Genomic DNA, 20,244 nt, shown 5'->3' with positions numbered 1-20,244 from the left:
CCAGCTATTTAAATAATAGCGGCAGCGCTTTTTTCATGACCGCTTCAAATTCTGTTCGGCAGTGCGATCCTTCACTGGCTTTTGGCTACCGGGCACCGCGCATCCCGCAGCCGGTTCAGCCAGGCCGGGCCTGACGCTCTGACAGCGCGGCTTCACGCAGGCACTCCAGATCGGGCTCGAACAGGCCGGCATGCTCGGCCCGCCGGATGGCATCCCGGGACAGCTGGTCAAGCATCGCGTTGAATGCCGTGTGGTTCAGCCGCCTGAGAGAGGCCAGCGCGTGCTGCAGCGCCACGCCCACATCCACCGCCAGCGCGCCATGCCGGGCCAGCGGATCAAACACATCGGTCAACATGCAGGCCTCATGCATATGAGGCGCGGACACATGGTCGAACTCGGGATGGTTTGCCTGTGCAGCTTCGGATTCCATGCAGTTGATTTGCGCCCGCTGTTCATCGACCCAGTAGATCATCGTCCTGACGGCGGTTGCCAGGACTTCAATCGCCGTGCCGGGGTCATTCACCGCAGGCGACAAGGCGCGCGCAGCAATCTCGCCCATCACCCGCAGCCCAAAACGCGGGTCGTGGTCAAAGGTTCTTGACGCACCAATCAACACGGCATCAGCCACCGCCTTGCAATCTTTCTGGTCAAGCACCCGCGTGCTGGTGGCAATCGCCATCGAGGTCTCGACAAAATCCCCTGGCTGGACATGCAGGTGAATCATGGCTCCGGTGCGCTGCGCGCATTCCTGCAAGATATCCATCGATACATGTTGCACAAAACCGGTGGCCGGCGCACGCAGGGTGTGCTCGCCACGGGCGCCTTCGGCTTGTTTCATGCCACCCATGAAAGGCTTTTTCAGGCGTTGCGCCATCGCCTTGGTGGTGGCCGCTTCGACCCGGCTGATGGTTTCGCCCAGACGCCCCAGCACCGACAGATAGTCTAGCCAGCGCAGCAGCACGATCACCACCACCAGCAAGACCAGAAGCGTGAAACCAAACAGCACCAGCCGCCCACCACCGGCATAAATCTGGGCATTGAGTCCGATCAGCGCGATCACGCTGTAGAGAAAAGCCCCGACAAACGTGGCCAGCGCATTCTGGATGGTGCTGTCTTCGATCAACAGCTGGGACGCGCGCGGCGTGGCCGTGCTGGCCACCGCCGAAAACGAGGCCACCATGGTGCTCGCAGAAAAAACTGACACGGTCAGCATGCTGGTGGCCAGAATGTTGAGCAGGCTACTGATGGAGTCAGACCCCAGCTTGAACGCAATGTCTTCGGGAATGAGCGGACCGAGGACCTTTGCCAGCGTTACGGCCAGCAGCGCCAACAGAGAAAACAGAGCGCACCGCACCCAGGTTTTGTGCAGCAGCCGCTGCAGCAGATAGAGAAGCTTTTCCGACATGACGAAAGTGTCGCTTTGAAGGCTATCGACCCACCATGCTGGCCGCATCGACCCAGGCGTCGAATTCCTCTGCCGTGACATGGCTTGATGCAATCGCCGCTTCGCGCAGGCTGACTCCTTCCTTGTGCGCCTTCTTGGCGATGAACGCCGCCTTGTCATAGCCAATGTGCGGGTTCAGCGCGGTCACCAGCATCAGCGAACGGCTCACCAGTTCAGCGATTCGCTCGTGGTTCGGTTCGATGCCCACGGCGCAATGGTCGTTGAAGCTGACCATGCCGTCGGCCAGAAGGCGAACGGATTGCAAAAAGTTGTACGCAATCATGGGCCGGAACACGTTCAACTCAAAATTGCCCGACGCACCACCAAAATTGATCGCCACATCGTTGCCGAACACCTGCGCGGCCAGCATGGTCAGCGCTTCACTCTGCGTCGGGTTGACCTTGCCCGGCATGATGGACGAGCCGGGCTCGTTTTCGGGAATGCTCAATTCGCCAATGCCGCTGCGTGGCCCGCTGGCCAGCCAGCGCACGTCATTGGCAATTTTCATCACGCTGGCCGCCAGGGTTTTCAGCGCGCCGTGGGCATGCACCAGCGCGTCGCACCCCGCCAGCGCCTCGAACTTGTTGGGCGCGGTGACAAACGGCAGCCCCGTCAGCAGCGCCAGCTCGGCCGCAACCTGCTCGGCATAGCCTTTCGGTGCGTTCAGCCCGGTGCCCACGGCGGTGCCGCCCAGCGCCAGTTCATGCAGGTGCGGCAATGCATCGCGCAGATGCTTTTCGCCATGCGCCAGCTGGGCGGCATAGCCCGAAAATTCCTGACCCAGCGTCAGCGGCGTGGCGTCCTGCAAGTGGGTACGGCCGATTTTCACGATGTCGTCGAAGTCCAGCGCTTTTTGCGCCAGCGTGCCGCGCAGTTTTTCCAGCGCCGGCAGCAGCCGGTTGGTGATGCCGATGACCGCCGACACATGCATCGCTGTAGGAAACACATCATTCGACGACTGGCTGCGGTTCACATCGTCATTCGGATGGATGAGCCGTGCATCGCCGCGCTCGCCGCCCAGCAATTCGCTGGCACGGTTGGCCAGCACTTCGTTCATGTTCATGTTGGTTTGCGTGCCCGAACCGGTCTGCCAGACCACCAGCGGGAACTCGTCCGGGTGGCGGCCGGCAATGACTTCATCGGCCGCATTCACGATGGCCCGGGTTTTCTTCTCGTCCTGCAGGCCCAGCGCCTGGTTGACCAGCGCCGAAGACCGCTTGACCTTGGCCAGCGCCCGGATCAACTCGACCGGCTGGCGTTCGCCCGAAATGTCGAAGTTCTGCAGGGAACGCTGGGTCTGCGCGCCCCACAGCCGGTCTGCAGGGACGTCAATGGGGCCAAAGGTGTCGCGCTCGCTGCGCGTGGTGGAGGGTGTACTCATGGTGTAAGGCCTGACCTGTCAAAATGGAGGGTGGTTTCAGCATAGCCGCTAATAAAAGTAAACAAAAGCAACCGCCATCACCGGGCGTTGCGTCACTTCATCGAAAAGCCATGACCACGATCAAACAAGCCGACCTCATCGAATCCGTTGCCGCTGCCCTGCAGTACATCAGCTACTACCACCCGGCCGACTACATTGCTCACCTGGCGCGTGCCTACGAACGCGAACAAAGCCCGGCGGCGAAGGATGCGATTGCCCAGATTCTGACCAACAGCAAGATGAGCGCCACCGGCCACCGCCCGATCTGCCAGGACACCGGCATCGTCAACGTGTTTTTAAAAGTCGGCATGGACGTTCGCTGGGACGGCTTCACCGGAAGCATAGACGACGCCATCAACGAAGGCGTTCGCCAAGGCTACAACCACCCGGACAACACGCTGCGCGCTTCGGTCGTGGCCGATCCGCAGTTTGACCGCAGAAACACCAAGGACAACACGCCGGCGGTGATCTCGACTGAAATCGTTCCCGGCAACATGCTGGAAGTGACCGTTGCGGCCAAGGGCGGCGGCTCCGAGAACAAAAGCAAGATGGCCATGCTCAACCCCGGCGACTCGGTGGTGGACTGGGTGCTCAAGACCGTTCCAACAATGGGTGCCGGCTGGTGCCCGCCCGGCATGCTCGGCATCGGCATTGGCGGCACCGCTGAAAAAGCCGTGCTGATGGCCAAAGAAAGCCTGATGGACGACCTGGACATGTATGAATTGCAAGCCAAGGCCGCCAGCGCCAAGACCGGCGGCGAAGCGCTGACCAAGGTCGAGGCCCTGCGGCTGGAATTGTTCGACAAAGTCAACGCCCTGGGCATTGGTGCGCAGGGCCTGGGCGGCCTGACCACCGTGCTCGACGTGAAAATCAAGATGTACCCGACGCACGCCGCCAGCAAGCCGGTCGCGATGATCCCGAACTGCGCCGCCACGCGCCACGCGCATTTCGTGATGGATGGCAGCGGCCCGGTCTACCTGACGCCACCATCGCTTGACACCTGGCCCGACGTGAACTGGGCGCCTGACTACGTCAAGAGCAAGAAGGTCGATCTGAACACCCTGACCAAGGAAGAAGTCGCCAGTTGGACACCCGGCCAGACGCTGCTGCTCAACGGCAAGATGCTGACCGGCCGCGACGCCGCGCACAAGCGCATTGCCGACATGCTGGCCAAGGGCGAAAAGTTGCCGGTCGATTTCACCAACCGCGTGATTTACTACGTTGGCCCGGTCGATCCGGTCAAGGGCGAAGCGGTCGGCCCGGCCGGCCCGACGACATCGACACGCATGGATGGCTTCACCGAAATGATGCTGGCGCAGACCGGCCTGATCTCGATGGTCGGCAAGGCCGAGCGCGGCCCGGTCGCCATCGAAGCCATCAAGAAGCACAAGAGCGCCTACCTGATGGCTGTCGGCGGCGCCGCTTACCTGGTGTCCAAGGCCATCAAGCATGCCGAAGTCGTCGGTTTTGCCGACCTGGGCATGGAAGCGATCTATGAATTTGACGTGGTCGACATGCCGGTGACCGTGGCGGTGGACTCGGGCGGGACCAGCGCCCATATCACCGGCCCGGCCGAATGGCAGAAAAAGATTGCGATGAACGAGTTCAAGGACATTGCTGTCACCAGCATTTGAACCGCAGCGGGATGCGTGAGGCCGCCATTTCAAACAAAAGTCGCCGATGCGGCTTTGCCAGCCGGCAGGTGGAGCCGCCCCGCTCGGGAGAAGAGAGCTGCTCGCAGTGAATGAACGCGGGGGCCAATCCATCGGTGTGTTTGACAGCGGCATCGGTGGCCTGAGCGTGCTGAGGGCGTTGCGCGCCGAGATGCCGCACGAGGACTTCATTTATATCGCCGACAGCGGCCACGGGCCCTACGGCGAGCGCGACACGGCGCATGTACTCGCGCGTTCACGCGCCATCGTTCATTATTTGGTCAGCCAAAACATCAAGGCGCTGGTGATGGCCTGCAACACGGCCACGGCCGCCGCCATTCATTGGCTGCGCGCCGAGCATCCGGGGATGGAACTGATCGGCGTCGAGCCGGCGCTGAAACCGGCCGTGGCGCTCAGCAACACCAGGCGTATTGGCGTTTTTGCAACCCGCAGCACGCTTTGCAGCGCCAAGTTCCAGGCACTGCTGGCGTCGCATGCCGCGCAAGCCGACTTTGTCATGCAACCCTGCGACGGACTGGCCCACGCCATCGAGCGCAGCGCGCAAACTGGCGACACTTCAGAAACCATAGCACTCTGCGCCCGCTACATAAGCGCAGCAGGGATTTTTGGCACTAAAAATGGCCAGATCGACACGCTGGTGCTGGGTTGCACGCATTACCCACTGGCCAGCGAGCAGTTGCGCGCATTGACAGGCCCCAGCGTGCGTCTGATTGACAACGGCGAAGCAGTCGCCCGGCAGACACGCCGGCGGCTGTCCGCCTGTTTGACGGCAGCGAATGCGCCGCCGGGCCGGGTCAGCCTGTTGACGACCGGCGATCCTCAGCTATTGCAGTCCGCCACCAGGCGCTGGCTGGATCTCTCGACATCTGTCGATTTGCTATTTATTTGATAGCTTCTTGCACATGCCGGATATGCGCAAACAGCCTTTTTCGAACTAAGGCTGAAGCGGCAGCGCTGCATTCGCCACGGGCACTGCCTCGCCCGGCTCCTTCCAGCCGCCTCCCAGCGTCTTGTACAGCGTGACCTGGCTTTGCAGTTGCGCCAGCCGGGTCTGCACCACCGCCTGCTGCGCAGCAAACAACGAGCGCTGCGCGTCCAGCAGGTCGAGCTGGCTGGCAATACCGTTCACGTAACGCAGATTGGACAGCTTGTAGCGAACGCCTTCGGCATTGGCCTGGGCCTGCTGCGCGCGCAACTGCTCGCCCAGCGTGGCGCGGCCGGCAAGCGCATCGGCCACTTCCCGAAACGCCGTCTGGATGGATTTTTCGTACTGCGCCACGGCAATATCACGCTGCACCCTGGACGACTCCAGACCGGCGCGGTTGCGTCCCGCGTCAAAAATTGGCAGGAACAACTGGGGGGCCAGCGTCCAGCCGAAGCTGCCGCTCTTGAACAGGTCGCCCAGGTGCGAACTGGCGCTGCCGGCGCTGGCCGTCAGCGAAATCCGCGGGAAAAATGCGGCCCGCGCCGCACCGATATTGGCGTTGGACGCCAGCAGCAACTGCTCGGCCTGGCGTACGTCGGGACGCCTGGTCAGCAAGTCGGACGGCAGGCCCGCCGGTACGTCCACCATCACCGGCATGTCCGCCAGGCCCTTGCCCGCCGGCAGGGCCACAGCCAGTTCGCCAGTGGCGGGCTGGCCCAGCAGCAGGACCAGCGCGTTCTGGTCAAGCGCGCGCTGACGCGTCAGCTGCGCCAGCGAGACGCGCGCCGCTTCAATCAGCGACTCGGACTGGCGAACGTCGAGTTCCGAGCTGACGCCGTTGTCAAAGCGCAGCTTGCTGAGGCGGAACGAGTCCTCACGTGTGGCCAGCGTCTGCCGGGTGATACTGATGAGTTGTTCATCGGCCAGCAGGCTGAGGTAGGTATTGGCAACCGCCGCGACCAGGCTGATCTGCGCGGACTTGCGACCTTCCTCGGAGGCCAGGTACTGGCCCAGTGCGGCTTCCTTCAGGCTGGCAACGCGGCCGAAAAAGTCGAACTCGTATGACGTCAGCGCCAGGCCGGCGGTGTAGACGCTGGTAATGCCTTGGTTGGCCGCAGGCTGGCGCGAGCCGGTCATGGCGGCGCCCACAGTCGGGAACTGGTCGGCCCGGCGAATCTGGAACTGCGCCCTGGCCTGCTCGATGTTGAGCACCGCGATGCGCAGGTCGCGGTTATTGCGCAGCGACGCGTCGATCAATTGGCGCAACCGGGCGTCGCTGAAAAACTCCTGCCACTCGATGTCGGCAGCTGCCACGTCGTTGCTTGTCGTTGCGGACGCGGCGGTCGTGGCGCTCAGCGCGGGCCAGTCGGTGGCGATGGGTGCCGCCGGACGCTCGTAGGTTGGAATCATCGAGCAGCCGGCCAGCAACACCGCAGCGCTCACGGCCAGGCGCTGGAAAATTTTCGTCTTATTCATGTGCTGGCTTTCCTTCTTGTCCGCCCATGCCTGCCGCCTTGGCATGCTCGTTGTAGATTTGCTGCTGCCGCGCGCTGCCCTTGAAAAAACCGCGCACCACGACAAAGAAAATCGGCACGAAGATCACGGCGAGTGCGGTGCCGGTGATCATGCCGCCAATCACGCCGGTGCCGATGGCCCGCTGGCTGGCCGAACTCGCGCCAGTGGCGATCGCCAGCGGCAGCACACCCAGCATGAAGGCCAGCGAGGTCATGATGATGGGCCGAAAGCGCAGGTGCGCAGCCGTCAGCGCCGCCTCAACCACACCCTTGCCCTGCGCCTGCAGGTCCTTGGCGAACTCAATGATCAAAATCGCGTTCTTCGCCGACAGGCCGATGATGGTGATCAGCCCCACCTGGAAGTACACGTCATTGGCATACCCTCGGAACAAGGTTGCCAGCAGCACACCAACCACACCCAGCGGCACGACCAGAATCACGGCCAGAGGAATCGACCAGCTTTCATAAAGCGCGGCCAGACACAAAAACACCGCCAGAATCGCAAAGCCGTACAGGATCATGGCCTGCGAGCCGGCGAGTTTTTCCTCGCGCGACTGCCCGCTCCATTCAAAGCCGAAGCCCTGTGGCAACCGGGCCGCCATCTTTTCCATCTCGGCCATGGCCGCGCCCGTGCTGTAGCCTGGCGCGGCGGCGCCGCTGATGCGCATCGCCGGATAGCCGTTGTAGCGAACCGTCTGCATGGGACCTTTGGCCCAGTGCGTGCTCGCAAAAGCCGACAGCGGAACCGATTCGCCCTTGCTGTTGCTGGCGTTGATCTTCAGCAGGTCGTCGGGCTGCATGCGGGCCGGCGCATCAGCCTGCACGATGACACGCTGCAAACGGCCCTGGTTAGGGAAGTCGTTCACATAGCTCGAACCCAGCGAGGTGGACAGTGCCGTATTGATGGCGTCAAAGCTCACGCCCAGGGCGTTGGCCTTGTCACGGTCAATGTCGAGCTGCAGCTGTGGCGCATCTTCCAGGCCATCGGGCCGTACCTGCGCGAGCACAGGATTTTTGCCCGCCATGCCGAGCAGCTGGTTGCGTGCTGCCAGCAGTGCCGCGCCACCCGCGCCCGAGCGGTCCTGCAGACGGAAAGTAAATCCGCTGGCAGAACCGAGTTCGGGAATCGGCGGCGGGCTGAGCGGAAACACGGACGCGTCGCGAATACCTGAGAGCGCGCCAAAAGCCCGTCCAGCCAGCGCATCGGCCTGCTGGCTGGCTTCCTTGCGCTCCGACCAGTCCTTGAGTGTCACGAAGGCCAGTCCGGCGTTTTGTCCCTGACCGGAAAAGCTGAAACCCATTACGCCGACCATACTCTCGACCTCGGGCTGCTTCAGCATGAATCCTTCGACCTGTTCCATCACGGCCTGGGTGCGTTCCCGCGTGGCGCCCGGCGGCAGTTGCACGTTGACCAGCAGCGTGCCCTGGTCTTCGGCCGGCAAAAACGATGTCGGCAGGCGCGTGTAGACCAGCGCCACCACGCCGATGATGGCCGCGTAGATGATCAGGTAACGGCCAGCGCGTTTAAGCAAGCGCGCGACCAGGCTTTCGTAGCCCTTGGCGGTGCGTGAAAAACCCCGGTTGAACCAGCCGAAGAACCCGGTTTTCTCATGGTGATGACCGGCTTCGACCGGCTTGAGCAGCGTGGCGCACAGCGCAGGCGTGAGCGACAGTGCCAGGAAGGCTGAAAAACCGATCGACGCGACCATGACGGCGGAAAACTGTCGGTAGATATTGCCCACTGAGCCGGCAAAAAACGCCAACGGCACAAACACCGAGATCAAGACCACCGTCACGCCAATGATGGCGCCCGAGATCTGGCCCATCGCCTTGCGCGTGGCTTCCAGCGGCGGCAAGCCTTCCTCGCTCATGATGCGCTCGACATTTTCGACCACGACAATCGCATCATCGACCACGATGCCGATCACCAGCACCATGCCGAACATCGTCAGCACGTTGATGGAAAAGCCCAGCGCCAGCAGCGTGGCGAAGGTTCCCAGCAAGGCAATCGGCACGACGATGGTCGGGATGATGGTGTAACGCCAGTTCTGCAAGAACAAAAACATCACCAAAAACACCAGCACGACCGCCTCGACCAGCGTGATGGCGACCTGCTTGATCGAGATGCTGACAAAACGCGAGCTGTCGTAGGGAATCGCATAGTTCACGCCCGGTGGGAAAAAGGGCTTGAGCTGCTCCATCTTGGCGCGCACGGCCTTGGCGGCTTCCAGCGCGTTGCCACCCACTGCCAACTGCAGGCCGATGCCGGTGGCAGGCTGGCCGTTCAGCCGCGCCGAGGTGGCATAGGTCTGGGCGCCAAGTTCGATGCGGGCCACGTCCTTCAGGCGCACGGTCGAGCCATTGGTGTTGGCCCGCAGCACGATGTTGCCGAACTGCTCAACATTGGAGAGCTGGCCGTTGACCACAACGGTGGCGGCGATGCCCTGGCCGGCCACATTGGGCAGGTCGCCAATCGTGCCGGAAGCGATCTGGGCATTCTGGGCGCGGATGGCGCTTGTCACATCGGCCGCAGACAGTGCAAAGCCGGTCAGCTTGGCCGGATCGATCCAGACGCGCATGGCGCGCTCGGTGCCGAACAGCTGGGCCTGGCCGATGCCGGTCAGGCGCTGGAGTTCGGGAATCACATTGCGCGAGGCATAGTCGCCCAGTGCCACCGGATCAATTTCCGGGTTCTCGGACGAGAGCATGGTGAACATCAGGAAGTTCGAGCGCGACTTGTCCACCCGCACGCCCTGCTGTGTCACCGCCTGGGGCAGGCGCGGTGCAGCGCGCGACAGGCGGTTTTGCACATCGACCTGGGCCAGGTCGGGATTCGTGCCGGTCTCGAAGGTCAGGGTCAGCGTGCCGCTGCCGTTGGCTTGGGCAACCGACTCCATGTAGATGAGGCCTGGCGAGCCGTTCATCTCGCGCTCAATCACGCTCAGCACACTGTCTTCAAGGATCTTGGCAGAAGCGCCAGGGTAGCCGGCCGTCACCACGATGGAAGGCGGCGCCACCGGCGGATACTGGGAAATCGGCAGTTGCGTGACAGCCACGCTGCCCAGCACCAGAATAAAGAGTGCGATCACCCATGCAAAGATGGGTCGATCAATAAAAAACTTGGCCATGCGGTGTGCTCCTTACTTCGCAGCGTCGGACGCGGCAGAAGCCGAAGGCGCAGCGCCGGCAGCCACCGGCGCCGAGGTGCCAGCGGCAGGCGCCGGAGCAGTGCCTGCCGGCTGCCATGGCACGGCCTTGACCAGCGTTCCGGGCGGCATCATCTGCAACTTCTGGAAGCCATCGACCATCACCTGCTCGCCGGCCTTGAGGCCGTCCAGAACCACCCATTTGGTGTCTTTGGCAGAGCCGATCTTGATCGTTCGCGGGGTCACTTTTCCATCGCTGCCCACCACCATAACCGTGTCGCCCTGCGCCGTGCGCGTGACGGCCTGCTGCGGCAAGGTGATGGCATTGGTGGCCTGAGCCTGCTCCAGCCGTACACGCACGTACAGGCCCGGCAACAGTTGCCCGCGCGGATTGGGCACTTCGGCCCGCAAGGTGATCTGCCCGGTCGTGGGGTCTACCGTCAGGTCTGAAAACAGCAGTTTTCCCGGTTGCGCGTACTCGGTACCATCCTCCAGGACGATACGAATACTGGCGGCATCGGCGCCGTTGGCCCGCTTGAACTGGCCGCTGGCCATCGCCGATCGCAGTTTCAACGCGTCGGAAGCCGACTGTGTGAAATTGACATACATCGGATTGATCTGCTGAATGACGGCCAATTGCGTCGCGTCGCCCTGCCCGACCAGCGCGCCTTCGGTCACCAGCGAACGACCGATACGGCCTGAAATTGGGGCCGTCACCGAGGCGTAGCCCAGCGTGATGTTGGCGGTCTGCACATTGGCCTTGCCCAAGGCCACATCGGCCGCTGCCTGCTTTTGCGAGGCGACGGCGTTGGCGTATTCCTGCTTGCTGATGGCATTGGCTTCGACCAGCGGCTTGTAGCGATCGGCCAAGGCAGTTGCCTGCGCTAGGTTGGCCTCGGCGCGTGCCTGGCCGGCCCGCGCACTGGCGGCCGCAGCAGCATACGGTGCAGCATCGATCGTAAACAACGGCTGGCCTGCCTTCACGTCACTGCCTTCGCGGAACAACCGCTTTTGCAGGATGCCTGCTGCCCGTGCCCGCACCTGAGCGACACGCGAGGCTTCCAGGCGACCGGGCAATTCGGTGACCAGGCCCACATCACCAGGCGTGACCGTCACCACCCCGACCTGAGGCGGTGGCGGACGCGGAGCAGCGCCTGCATCAGGCGCAGTGGCTTTGCCGCAGCCAGCAAGAAACAACGCAAGAACCGCAGCCAGTACAAGCGACTGCTGGCGCCCGAACCTGATGGGCAAAAAAGTAGGGGCGACGCTGGGCTTAGGCATATCTATTCCTCGTATTTTTAGCCAAAAAGGCAGAAAAAGTTTGGGTGTGAATTCGGAAGAAAAAAACAAATCGACTGAAAACCAAAAATCTGATGATAAGAGACTAAGGGTTTACGATGCTATAGTTTACATACGTTTTCGAATGTATGTAAAAACCCGATGAAATCGATTTCAGGAGATGCACATGGTCCGCCGAACCAAAGAGGAAGCGCTTGAAACACGCAACAAACTGCTGGATTCAGCAGAGGTTTTGTTTCAGTCCCAAGGCGTTTCACGCACCACGTTGCAAAATATTGCCCAGCATGCAGGTGTTACCCGGGGAGCCGTCTATTGGCACTTCAAGGACAAGGCAGACCTGTTTGACGCCATGATGGAGCGTGTCACGCTGCCGCTGGAAAGTTATTTCAGCCACGAACACAGCCCGGAGGAAACCAGCAGCGACTCAGGCACCCAGGCCCTCATGCACACGCGAAATGCCATCCTGAAGGCACTCCATCAAATCGTCAACGATCCGCAGACACGCAGCGTCCTCGAGATCGCCACCCAAAAGGTGGAATACATCGAAGGCATCCGGAACATTCGCCTGCGGCACCTGACCGCCTGCAACGGTTTCTTGTGCCGGGTCACCCAAGGCCTGGACACCGCTTCGAGACAGAAAAACCTGACGCTGCCGGTGCCAAGTGTTCTGGCGGCCAGGGGGTTACACGCCTTGATTGATGGATTGATACAAAACTGGCTGCTTGACCCACAAGCGTTTGAATTGACGAAAGCCGGTCAAAGCACAATGGACATTTACTTCAAGGGCCTGGGATTCACGGTCAGCTAGCAAAGCCTTAAACCCTGCAAGAGACCAAAAAAAACGCGCAATCAATAAAGATTGCGCGTCAGATTTGGCGGAAACGGAGAGATTCGAACTCTCGATGAGGCTCTACACCCCATACTCCCTTAGCAGGGGAGCACCTTCGGCCACTCGGTCACGTTTCCAATCGAAGCATTATCGCACGACTTCGGCGCTGATCAAGCTGACAGGCTGATCCAGATCAAAAGCCTTGTGCAGCGCGCGCACGGCAAGTTCCATGTATTTCTCGTCGATCACGACCGATGTCTTGATTTCGCTGGTGGAGATCATCTGGATGTTAATGCCCTCCTCGGCCAGCACGCCAAACATTTTGCTGGCAATGCCGACATGGCTGCGCATGCCGATGCCAACGATGCTGACCTTGCAGATTTTGGCGTCGCCGGTAACTTCTTGCGCGCCCAGTGCGGGTACCACCCTGGATTTGAGAAGGTCCAGGGTTTTGGCAAAGTCGTTGCGGTGCACGGTGAAGCTGAAGTCGGTCTTGCCGTCCTTGCTGATGTTCTGGATGATCACATCGACTTCAATGTTGGCCTCGGCCACGGCTCCCAGGATCTGGTAGGCAATACCCGGGGTGTCGGGCACGCCGAGAACCGAGATTTTGGCTTCGTCGCGGTTGAATGCGATGCCCGATACGATGGCTTGTTCCATGTTTTCGTCTTCCTCAAAACTGATCAATGTGCCTGATTTGGCTTCTTCGTCGATGTCGATATCCCAGTCAGTAAAGCTGGACAGCACGCGCAGCGGCACCTTGTACTTGCCCGCAAACTCGACCGAGCGGATTTGCAGCACCTTGGATCCCATCGAGGCCATTTCCAGCATTTCCTCGAAACTCACAGTTTGCAAGCGGCGCGCCTCGGGCACAACGCGCGGGTCGGTGGTGTACACGCCATCGACATCCGTGTAGATCAGGCACTCATGCGCCTTGAGCGCGGCAGCTATCGCCACGGCCGAGGTGTCGGAGCCCCCCCGTCCCAGCGTAGTGATGTTGCCGCCGGCGTCCATGCCCTGGAAACCGGTGATGATCACCACCTTGCCTGCATCCAGGTCGGCGCGTACTTTTTCGTCGTCGATCGACTCGATGCGCGCCTTGGTATAAGCACTGCTGGTCTTGATGGTGACTTGCCAGCCGGCGTAACTGACCGCCTGCATGCCCTCGGCTTGCAGTGCAATGGCCAACAGCGCGCTCGAAGCTTGCTCTCCCGTGGCGGCCAGAGCGTCGAGTTCGCGGCTGTAGGAATTATCGGATCGGGCAGGCTCCAACTCTTTGGCCAAGCCGAGCAGGCGGTTGGTTTCGCCGCTCATGGCGCTGGGGACCACGACCATCTGGTGGCCGGCGCGCGCCCATTTGGCAACGCGTTTGGCAACATTGCGGATACGCTCGGTCGAGCCCATCGAAGTGCCGCCGTATTTGTGAACGATCAAAGCCATTGCGGTTGGTCAATCAGGAGTTGGTGGTGAATTGATCTCTCCTGCTGGCGACCCATAAAAAGCTTTCAAAAAATCCCGCTTTTTCAGCTCGGCAGCAAAGCTCTCAATTATAGCCAGCGCAATTTTTGATCATGGTTCTGCGTAACTGGCGGTGTAATGCAGTGCGCCTCCCTGCCGCGTCACGTGACCATTGGCCACCTTGAGGTGAATCCGGTGGCCCCGGGTGGTGCAGGCGCTAACTTGATGCAGCAATTGATCCAACTGCGCCGCACTCGGCGTGGCCTGCTGTAGCAGCAGCCAGTGGCGCAGCAGATTGGCCTGGCGTGCCGTGGACAAAGCTTGCAAAGCCGTGATGACAGGCGGATTGCCGGCGGCAGCCAGATCCTGAATGGCGACTTCTATCAACACCGATTGCGCCTGCGCGGCATGGCGCGCACTGCGAGCGAAAGTCGACCGAAACTGCGGAAAAGCTTGCGCCAGTACGGGCAACAAGCGTGCACGGATACGGTTGCGGGTGTAGCGTTCGTCGGTGTTGGTCGGGTCGTCAACAAACTCAACCGGCTGACACATGAGCCACTCGCGCAGGACGGCGGAAGGAATCTGTAGCAGCGGCCGGTAAAACACCATGCCGCCGCGCTCGAATTGCGCCGGCATGGCCGACAAGCCAGGCAAACCAGCTCCTCGGCTAAGCGCCAACAGCAGCGTCTCGACCTGGTCGTCAGCATGCTGACCAAGCAAAACGCCCTTCATACCTTGTGACAATGCTGAAGTAGCCAGCGCGGCATAGCGTGCGCGCCGCGCTGCATCTTCAGGGCTTTCTCCGGCAGCATGCTTGGCATCGACATTCACCACATGTATAGGCACGCGGAATTTTGCACATACGGCAGTGCAGACGCGCACAAACTCATCGGCAGACCTTTGAAGTCCATGGTGAACATGAAAGGCTTCGATCTGGCCAGGCCAGCATTTGGTTGCAGCAATCAGTAACGCGCTCGAGTCCGCCCCCCCGCTGTAGGCCACACCGATGGGCAGGGGTGGATTTAATCCCGCAAGAGCTGCTGCGATAGGTGATGTGCTCACTGAAATTCGATTAATTGATTTCAGGTTGGCTTAATTAAAGGGATAAAAAAATTTAAATCCCCAAAATAGCTGAATTAGCCAGAGCAAATTATTTTCATCAAAGAAAAATTAAATTAGTGGGAATATCCTTGGCAATTTGATCCAGTACAGCACCGTATTTGATACCCAAGCCAATTCGCATTCTCAGAGGATAACTGTCTTCAGCACGAACCCACAAATCAAAAATCCCGACAGAAGTATGACCTGAAAATCGAATCGCATTAATTTCTTTACCCGCAACTTTGACAAGTTCAGCTTTTGGAGAAAGACTGATTTGACGAATTCCTTTTCCGTCACTCACAGCAAGAAAACTGGGTTTGTTAGGAGCCGGCTTACCGAGAAAAGCATAGGGCGCCATTAGTAAGTCACTTGCAGCCACGTTGAAAGGTTCTGTGCCATTGGGTTTACCCCCCTTGCTGAATTCATACCGTTTGGCTGTTAGATTGGTAACAGATGTCAGTTCGTCGCTGCTTCCACGTTTATCCGTATAGCGAACGGTCAATGCGACACCATTAATAAATCGACCGTTGGACTGTCGAATTACTTTTAGATCGGAAAGGACAGTGGTCAACAAGCGTGCCCCTTCAATCTGGGAACGTAATGCATATGTATTTTTATCAATAGTTCCGGTATCTTGGCCAGTGCCAATTCCAACCGAACCCAAAAACCCTGCTGCGCCAACAATCAGTTTGGCTGCGGCATCGGGAGTAGGTGCTCCCGAAACAACTGAAACATTATAAATCCAATTTGTTGAAATAGTCGCAGCACTTACATTTATCAAAACACCTGTCAGCATAAACACTATGATGAGATGCGTCCGTCCAATCATAAAAAATTGGGGGATTTTATGATTGGACATCTATGAAGTTTTCAATACAGGCGCAAGACCTGTCAATTTGTTCAAGCCCATCTCTCCGACACTAGATTGGCGGATCAGCATTTTGATAGACCCACTAAATTGCCACAGCAACGCAAGAAATCCACCCAAAGCCGCAAACAAAACAATTATTTTTAAAGGTGACCTGACAGGCATTACTGGGAGAGTAGGCGAAACAATAAATCGACTTGGCGAAAAAGCACCTGTGACCATTCTTGAGTATTTGTTTTCATACTCCAGCAGCGCAATCAGTTCATAGCCTTTCTGGGCGGTTGGCACACGTGTCTGAATATCCTTAATCAAAGCGAAAGCTAAATCTTTACCCGAATTGGTTTTTTGAGTAATTTTTCCATGCGCTACGAGCATGGATTCTTCGCTAGGAAGCCCTTCAACCTGCCTTTGGGTTTTCGCCAATTTCTCTTTGATATCGAACCGCTCTCTTTCAATTGCTATTATTTGCATTGGTAATGGCATATAACGTTCGCCATTTTTTTCTATGCTAAATATTTGCCTTTCCGATGCAGTAGCAACTATAGGATAACTTGCTGCCAAACGTTTAAGGTCGTTAAGACGATTTTCTAAAAGACTCAGGTTATAGGCTTCAATGTCTCTTTCCAAAAGAGCTGCAGTAAGCAGTAAATTTTTAGCCGCCAAAGTATCCGTAACAAAATTATCAATTTGAATTTTTAGAGAAGCATCAGAGACATAATCAGCCAGAAGATCGACTTTTTCGCGCGCAGTTTCCGGTTCTGACGAGGTGTAGCTGATTTCGTATCCAACAAGATCGGAAAGATTAGAGGGATCTTTCAAACCACTGAGTTCTTTGGCATCCTTCTTACTGAATCTAAAAATCGGAGAAATCCAGTCACCAGAACGTACGATTTGGTTTCGAAGTTCAGTCCCTCCCGAAATAATTTTAGCGTCACCCAAGTAACGATCAAAAACTCCTACGCTACTAACCTGCTCTTGCAGAGTTCTGAATTCAGAAATACTCCTGTCGAACAAAACGACTGAGCGCGACTTGAATGAAAGAAGCACGCCGTAAGAAATACCAGCACCTATCGCTGCAAAAGCCAAAATTGTTATACAAACCAGCGGTGACAGGATCTTATTTTTGATGTAACCAAAACTCATAAATTCTTTCAAATACAAAGTTGAAACAATTTGTATTTTACTTTCATTTAGTTACACTACTTGATCAATTCAGCTTTTGTGTCAATAAAACGCCCATAGCTTTGCAACCGGTCATAGCGACGGTCGAGCAATTCCTTGCCCTTTAAATCGCTGACCTGACGGAAGGCATCGTTCAGGGCGCGCTTGAGGAAAGCCGACATCTGCTTCGGGTCGCGGTGCGCGCCGCCGACCGGCTCGTTGACGATCTTGTCGATGACGCCCAGCGCCTTGAGCCGGTGCGCGGTGATGCCCAGCGCTTCGGCCGCGTCCTGCGCCTTTTCGGACGTTTTCCACAAAATCGACGCGCAGCCTTCGGGGCTGATGACCGAATAGATCGAATACTGCAGCATCACCACCTGGTCGGCCACCGAAATGGCCAGCGCGCCGCCGGAGCCACCCTCGCCGATGATGGTGGTGATGATCGGCACTTCAAGCTGCGCCATTTCGAAGATGTTGCGGCCGATAGCCTCGGACTGGCCGCGCTCCTCGGCTTCGATGCCCGGGTACGCGCCCGGCGTGTCGACAAAGGTGAACACCGGCAGCCTGAATTTTTCAGCCGTCTTCATCAGTCGCAGTGCCTTGCGGTAGCCCTCGGGCTTGCTCATGCCGAAGTTGCGCAAACCGCGCTCCTTGGTGTCGCGGCCTTTTTGATGGCCGAGCACCATGCAGGCATTGCCGTTGAAGCGGGCAAGGCCGCCGACGATGCTCAGGTCGTCGGCAAAATGGCGGTCGCCATGCAGTTCGACAAAATCCGTGAAGATGTCCCGGATGTAGTCCAGGGTGTAAGGCCGCTCGGCATGGCGGGCGATCTTGGTGATCTGCCAGGGCGTCAGGACGCTGTAGATGTCCTTGGTGAGTTGCTGGCTTTTTTTGGCCAGCTGCTCTATTTCATCCGAAATATCGACCGCCGACTCGGTTTGCACATAACGCAATTCTTCGATTTTTCCTTCAAGCTCCGCAATCGGCTGCTCGAAATCGAGAAAGGTCTTTTTTGCCATGGTAATCCTCAGACTTTCAATGCTTGGTCAGGCAGGTTGCGAAGCGCGCGGCACACCGGCCCTCAGGCGCCGGGCACAATTTTCGGGTCCAGCGAACGCCAAATATACCAAGTCGCCACGCTGCAGTACGGCGCCCAGGCGGCGGCGACTTCACGCGCATCGCTGCGGCTGACCGATTCGCCGGAAAAATAGTTGTGGCTGATGCCGTTGATCAGCCCGACATCGTCGAGCGGCAGCACGTTGGGCCGCGTCAAGTAGAACATCAAGAACATCTCGGCCGTCCAGCGGCCAATGCCGCGAATGGCAATCAACTCGGCAATGATGGTTTCATCGTCCATCGCCTGCCAGTCCTGCACATGGACGCGGCCGGCGTCGAAATGGATCGACAGGTCGACCAAGTATTCGACCTTGCGCGCGCTCAGGCCGGCTGCGCGCATGTCGTGAATCTTCAGGCGCAGCACATGCGCGGGTGTCATTTCAGCGGGCAAGGCGGCAAAGCGGTGCCAGACGGTCTGCGCGGCCTTCACCGAAATCTGCTGGCCGACAATGCTGCGCGCCAGCGTGCTGAAGGCGTCGCCGCGCGACTGCAGGCAGGTGTTGCCGAACTGCGGAATCAGGCGTTTCATGACCCGGTCCTTCTTGACCAGGTGCTTGCACGCGTCATGCCAGTACGGCGGCACAACGATGGCCGGTTGGGGCGCGCCGGCCTTGTCTGTCAGTTCAATGGGCACCGAGGTGGCGACCTCTGAATTTACTATGTTTTTCATAGCTTAAAACACTCGTCAGATATGCGGGAACGGCCTAAAAGGCTTGAAAATATTGAATGTTTCACGATGTCACCTCCCAGGTGGTTCCCTGGGACGTGTCCTTCAGCACGATGCCCTGGTCCAGCAGTTCGCTGCGGATGCGGTCGGCAGCCGCGAAGTCGCGGGCTTTCTTGGCATCGGCGCGTTGCATGATCAGCGCCTGGATGCTGGCGTCGTCCAGCGTGGAGCCGGCTTGCAGGTATGCCGCAGGCTGGCCCTGCAGCAGGCCCAGGCAGCCGCCCAGGCTTTTCAGCAGCCCCGCCAGTTCGGCCGAACCGGTCCGGTTCACCTCGCCCGCCAGGTCAAACAGCACGGCCATCGCTTCAGGCGTGCCAAAGTCTTCGTCCATGGCCGCCTTGAAGCGGGCGGCAAACGGCTTGGACCAATCAATCACCACATCGGCCGGAGTGACCAAGCCTAACGCGGTATACAAGCGCTTGAGGGAATTGCGCGCGTCGTCCAGGTGCGCGTCGCTGTAGTTCAGCGCGCTGCGGTAGTGCGCGCGAAGAATGAAAAAGCGAACCGTCTCGGCGTCGTACTTTTCCAGTACCTCGCGAATGGTGAAAAAATTGCCCAGCGACTTGGACATTTTTTCGTTGTCCACGCGCACAAAACCGTTGTGCACCCAGAAGCGCGCCAGCGGCTCGCCGTTGGCGCCTTCGCTCTGGGCAATCTCGTTCTCGTGGTGCGGAAACTGCAAATCAGCCCCGCCGCCGTGGATGTCGAACGTCTCGCCCAGCGTGGCGCAGCTCATGGCCGAGCACTCAATGTGCCAGCCGGGCCGGCCTTTTCCATAGTCATGGCCCAAGGCGGCGCTGTCCCACTTGGCGTCTTCCGGTTCGCTTTCTTTTGCCGATTTCCACAGCACGAAGTCCAGCGGGTCGTCCTTGCCTTCAAGCACCGCCACCCGCTCGCCGGCGCGCAGCTCGTCAAGCGACTTGCCCGACAGCTTGCCATAGCCGGGAAACTTGCGCACCGCATAGTTCATGTCGCCGCCCGAGCCACGGTAGGCCAGCCCTTTTTTCTCAAGGGTGCCGATCATCGCCAGCATTTGCGGCACGTAGTCGGTTGCGCGCGGCTCGAGTGTCGGCGGCTCGATGGCCAGGGCGCCAATGTCCTGGTGCATGGCCTGAATCATCTCGTCGGTCAGGGCGCGAATCGTGATGCCGCGTTCGACGGCGCGCTTGATGATCTTGTCGTCGATGTCGGTGATGTTGCGCACATAGGTGACCTGGTAGCCGCTGACCTTGAGCCAGCGCTGCACCACGTCAAAAGCCATCATCATGCGTGCATGGCCGATGTGGCAAAGATCGTAAATCGTCATGCCGCAAACATACATGCGGACCTGGCCGGGAACAATAGGGGAAAAATCTTCTGCGGCACGCGACAGCGTGTTGTAAATGCGAAGGCTCATGAAAATTGTCTGGATGCGTGGTCTGACGTGAAAATGCCAGAGGAAGGAAAAAGGAAAACCTGAATATCCGGGCGCCACCGGCGGCGATGGCGCTGAAACAGAAGCGAAATTCTTCGGCAAAAACCGGCAAGGAACAACAGGGCAAGGAGGGTGACTATACCCCCTCG

15 protein-coding genes and 1 tRNA gene are annotated in these 20,244 nt (G+C 59.0%); 3 read left to right on the top strand and 13 right to left on the bottom strand.

Features of this window, described 5'->3' with window-relative positions:
* Positions 1-115 precede the first annotated feature (115 nt).
* Positions 116-1,405 (bottom strand): DUF2254 domain-containing protein, encoded by a 1,290-nt coding sequence (locus IWX87_RS01700; protein ID WP_196861761.1) that lies wholly within the window; start codon positions 1,403-1,405, stop codon positions 116-118.
* 22 nt (positions 1,406-1,427) lie between these two features.
* On the bottom strand, positions 1,428-2,825 hold the full coding sequence (fumC, locus tag IWX87_RS01695) for a class II fumarate hydratase (RefSeq protein WP_196861760.1): 1,398 nt from the start codon (positions 2,823-2,825) through the stop codon (positions 1,428-1,430).
* A 110-nt stretch (positions 2,826-2,935) separates the two neighbouring features.
* Between fumC and IWX87_RS01690 the strand changes: the two genes are divergently transcribed.
* Positions 2,936-4,498 (top strand): fumarate hydratase, encoded by a 1,563-nt coding sequence (locus IWX87_RS01690; protein ID WP_196861759.1) that lies wholly within the window; start codon positions 2,936-2,938, stop codon positions 4,496-4,498.
* A gap of 106 nt (positions 4,499-4,604) precedes the next feature.
* Positions 4,605-5,426: a glutamate racemase gene (murI, locus tag IWX87_RS01685; protein ID WP_280757423.1), complete on the top strand. Its 822-nt coding sequence runs from the start codon at positions 4,605-4,607 to the stop codon at positions 5,424-5,426.
* A gap of 45 nt (positions 5,427-5,471) precedes the next feature.
* Here murI and IWX87_RS01680 read toward each other — a convergent pair whose 3' ends face one another.
* Genes IWX87_RS01680 through IWX87_RS01670 form a run of 3 tightly spaced genes read right to left on the bottom strand, consistent with a single transcriptional unit; the run spans position 5,472 to position 11,403 of the window.
* Positions 5,472-6,938, bottom strand: a complete 1,467-nt coding sequence (locus tag IWX87_RS01680) for an efflux transporter outer membrane subunit (RefSeq protein ID WP_196861757.1) — start codon at positions 6,936-6,938, stop codon at positions 5,472-5,474.
* The gene (locus tag IWX87_RS01675; RefSeq protein ID WP_196861756.1) at positions 6,931-10,104 is read right to left on the bottom strand and encodes an efflux RND transporter permease subunit; all 3,174 of its coding nucleotides are present in this window, start codon (positions 10,102-10,104) and stop codon (positions 6,931-6,933) included. The genes IWX87_RS01680 and IWX87_RS01675 overlap by 8 nt, the downstream gene beginning before the upstream one ends.
* A gap of 12 nt (positions 10,105-10,116) precedes the next feature.
* Positions 10,117-11,403, bottom strand: a complete 1,287-nt coding sequence (locus tag IWX87_RS01670; RefSeq protein WP_196861755.1) for an efflux RND transporter periplasmic adaptor subunit — start codon at positions 11,401-11,403, stop codon at positions 10,117-10,119.
* Between the two features lie 184 nt (positions 11,404-11,587).
* Here IWX87_RS01670 and IWX87_RS01665 point away from each other — a divergent pair, with 184 nt between their 5' ends.
* A complete protein-coding gene (locus tag IWX87_RS01665) occupies positions 11,588-12,229 on the top strand; it encodes a TetR family transcriptional regulator (RefSeq protein WP_196861754.1) in 642 nt (213 codons plus the stop codon).
* A gap of 65 nt (positions 12,230-12,294) precedes the next feature.
* Here the strand turns inward: IWX87_RS01665 and IWX87_RS01660 are convergent.
* From IWX87_RS01660 to cysS, 8 genes are all read right to left on the bottom strand, one after another.
* A tRNA-Ser gene (locus IWX87_RS01660) sits at positions 12,295-12,387 on the bottom strand.
* A 10-nt stretch (positions 12,388-12,397) separates the two neighbouring features.
* Positions 12,398-13,690 (bottom strand): aspartate kinase, encoded by a 1,293-nt coding sequence (locus IWX87_RS01655; RefSeq protein ID WP_196861753.1) that lies wholly within the window; start codon positions 13,688-13,690, stop codon positions 12,398-12,400.
* 129 nt (positions 13,691-13,819) lie between these two features.
* Entirely contained in the window at positions 13,820-14,776 is a 957-nt protein-coding gene (gene tilS, locus IWX87_RS01650) for a tRNA lysidine(34) synthetase TilS (protein WP_370583726.1), read from the bottom strand.
* Between the two features lie 91 nt (positions 14,777-14,867).
* On the bottom strand, positions 14,868-15,668 hold the full coding sequence (locus IWX87_RS01645) for a hypothetical protein (protein ID WP_196861751.1): 801 nt from the start codon (positions 15,666-15,668) through the stop codon (positions 14,868-14,870).
* Positions 15,669-16,820: a hypothetical protein gene (locus tag IWX87_RS01640; RefSeq protein WP_196861750.1), complete on the bottom strand. Its 1,152-nt coding sequence runs from the start codon at positions 16,818-16,820 to the stop codon at positions 15,669-15,671.
* 56 nt (positions 16,821-16,876) lie between these two features.
* Positions 16,877-17,857 (bottom strand): acetyl-CoA carboxylase carboxyltransferase subunit alpha, encoded by a 981-nt coding sequence (locus IWX87_RS01635; protein ID WP_196861749.1) that lies wholly within the window; start codon positions 17,855-17,857, stop codon positions 16,877-16,879.
* 62 nt (positions 17,858-17,919) lie between these two features.
* Entirely contained in the window at positions 17,920-18,624 is a 705-nt protein-coding gene (locus IWX87_RS01630) for a DNA-3-methyladenine glycosylase (RefSeq protein WP_196861748.1), read from the bottom strand.
* 61 nt (positions 18,625-18,685) lie between these two features.
* Complete coding sequence (cysS, locus tag IWX87_RS01625) at positions 18,686-20,077, bottom strand: cysteine--tRNA ligase (protein ID WP_196861747.1); 1,392 nt, start codon at positions 20,075-20,077, stop codon at positions 18,686-18,688.
* Positions 20,078-20,244 lie beyond the last annotated feature (167 nt).

This window comes from Polaromonas sp. CG_9.7 (genome assembly GCF_015752205.1).
Classification (GTDB): Bacteria; Pseudomonadota; Gammaproteobacteria; order Burkholderiales; family Burkholderiaceae_C; genus Polaromonas.
This window is presented reverse-complemented; position numbering and strand designations above follow the sequence as displayed.

What these genes read in the sequence shown, in the direction of transcription:
- IWX87_RS01700 (WP_196861761.1), bottom strand. Translation starts at nt 1,405, where the DNA reads ATGTCGGAAAAGCTTCTCTATCTGCTGCAGCGGCTGCTGCACAAAACC.
- fumC (WP_196861760.1), bottom strand. Translation starts at nt 2,825, where the DNA reads ATGAGTACACCCTCCACCACGCGCAGCGAGCGCGACACCTTTGGCCCC.
- IWX87_RS01690 (WP_196861759.1), top strand. Translation starts at nt 2,936, where the DNA reads ATGACCACGATCAAACAAGCCGACCTCATCGAATCCGTTGCCGCTGCC.
- IWX87_RS01680 (WP_196861757.1), bottom strand. Translation starts at nt 6,938, where the DNA reads ATGAATAAGACGAAAATTTTCCAGCGCCTGGCCGTGAGCGCTGCGGTG.
- IWX87_RS01675 (WP_196861756.1), bottom strand. Translation starts at nt 10,104, where the DNA reads ATGGCCAAGTTTTTTATTGATCGACCCATCTTTGCATGGGTGATCGCA.
- IWX87_RS01670 (WP_196861755.1), bottom strand. Translation starts at nt 11,403, where the DNA reads ATGCCTAAGCCCAGCGTCGCCCCTACTTTTTTGCCCATCAGGTTCGGG.
- IWX87_RS01665 (WP_196861754.1), top strand. Translation starts at nt 11,588, where the DNA reads ATGGTCCGCCGAACCAAAGAGGAAGCGCTTGAAACACGCAACAAACTG.
- IWX87_RS01655 (WP_196861753.1), bottom strand. Translation starts at nt 13,690, where the DNA reads ATGGCTTTGATCGTTCACAAATACGGCGGCACTTCGATGGGCTCGACC.
- IWX87_RS01645 (WP_196861751.1), bottom strand. Translation starts at nt 15,668, where the DNA reads ATGTCCAATCATAAAATCCCCCAATTTTTTATGATTGGACGGACGCAT.
- IWX87_RS01640 (WP_196861750.1), bottom strand. Translation starts at nt 16,820, where the DNA reads ATGAGTTTTGGTTACATCAAAAATAAGATCCTGTCACCGCTGGTTTGT.
- IWX87_RS01635 (WP_196861749.1), bottom strand. Translation starts at nt 17,857, where the DNA reads ATGGCAAAAAAGACCTTTCTCGATTTCGAGCAGCCGATTGCGGAGCTT.
- IWX87_RS01630 (WP_196861748.1), bottom strand. Translation starts at nt 18,624, where the DNA reads ATGAAAAACATAGTAAATTCAGAGGTCGCCACCTCGGTGCCCATTGAA.
- cysS (WP_196861747.1), bottom strand. Translation starts at nt 20,077, where the DNA reads ATGAGCCTTCGCATTTACAACACGCTGTCGCGTGCCGCAGAAGATTTT.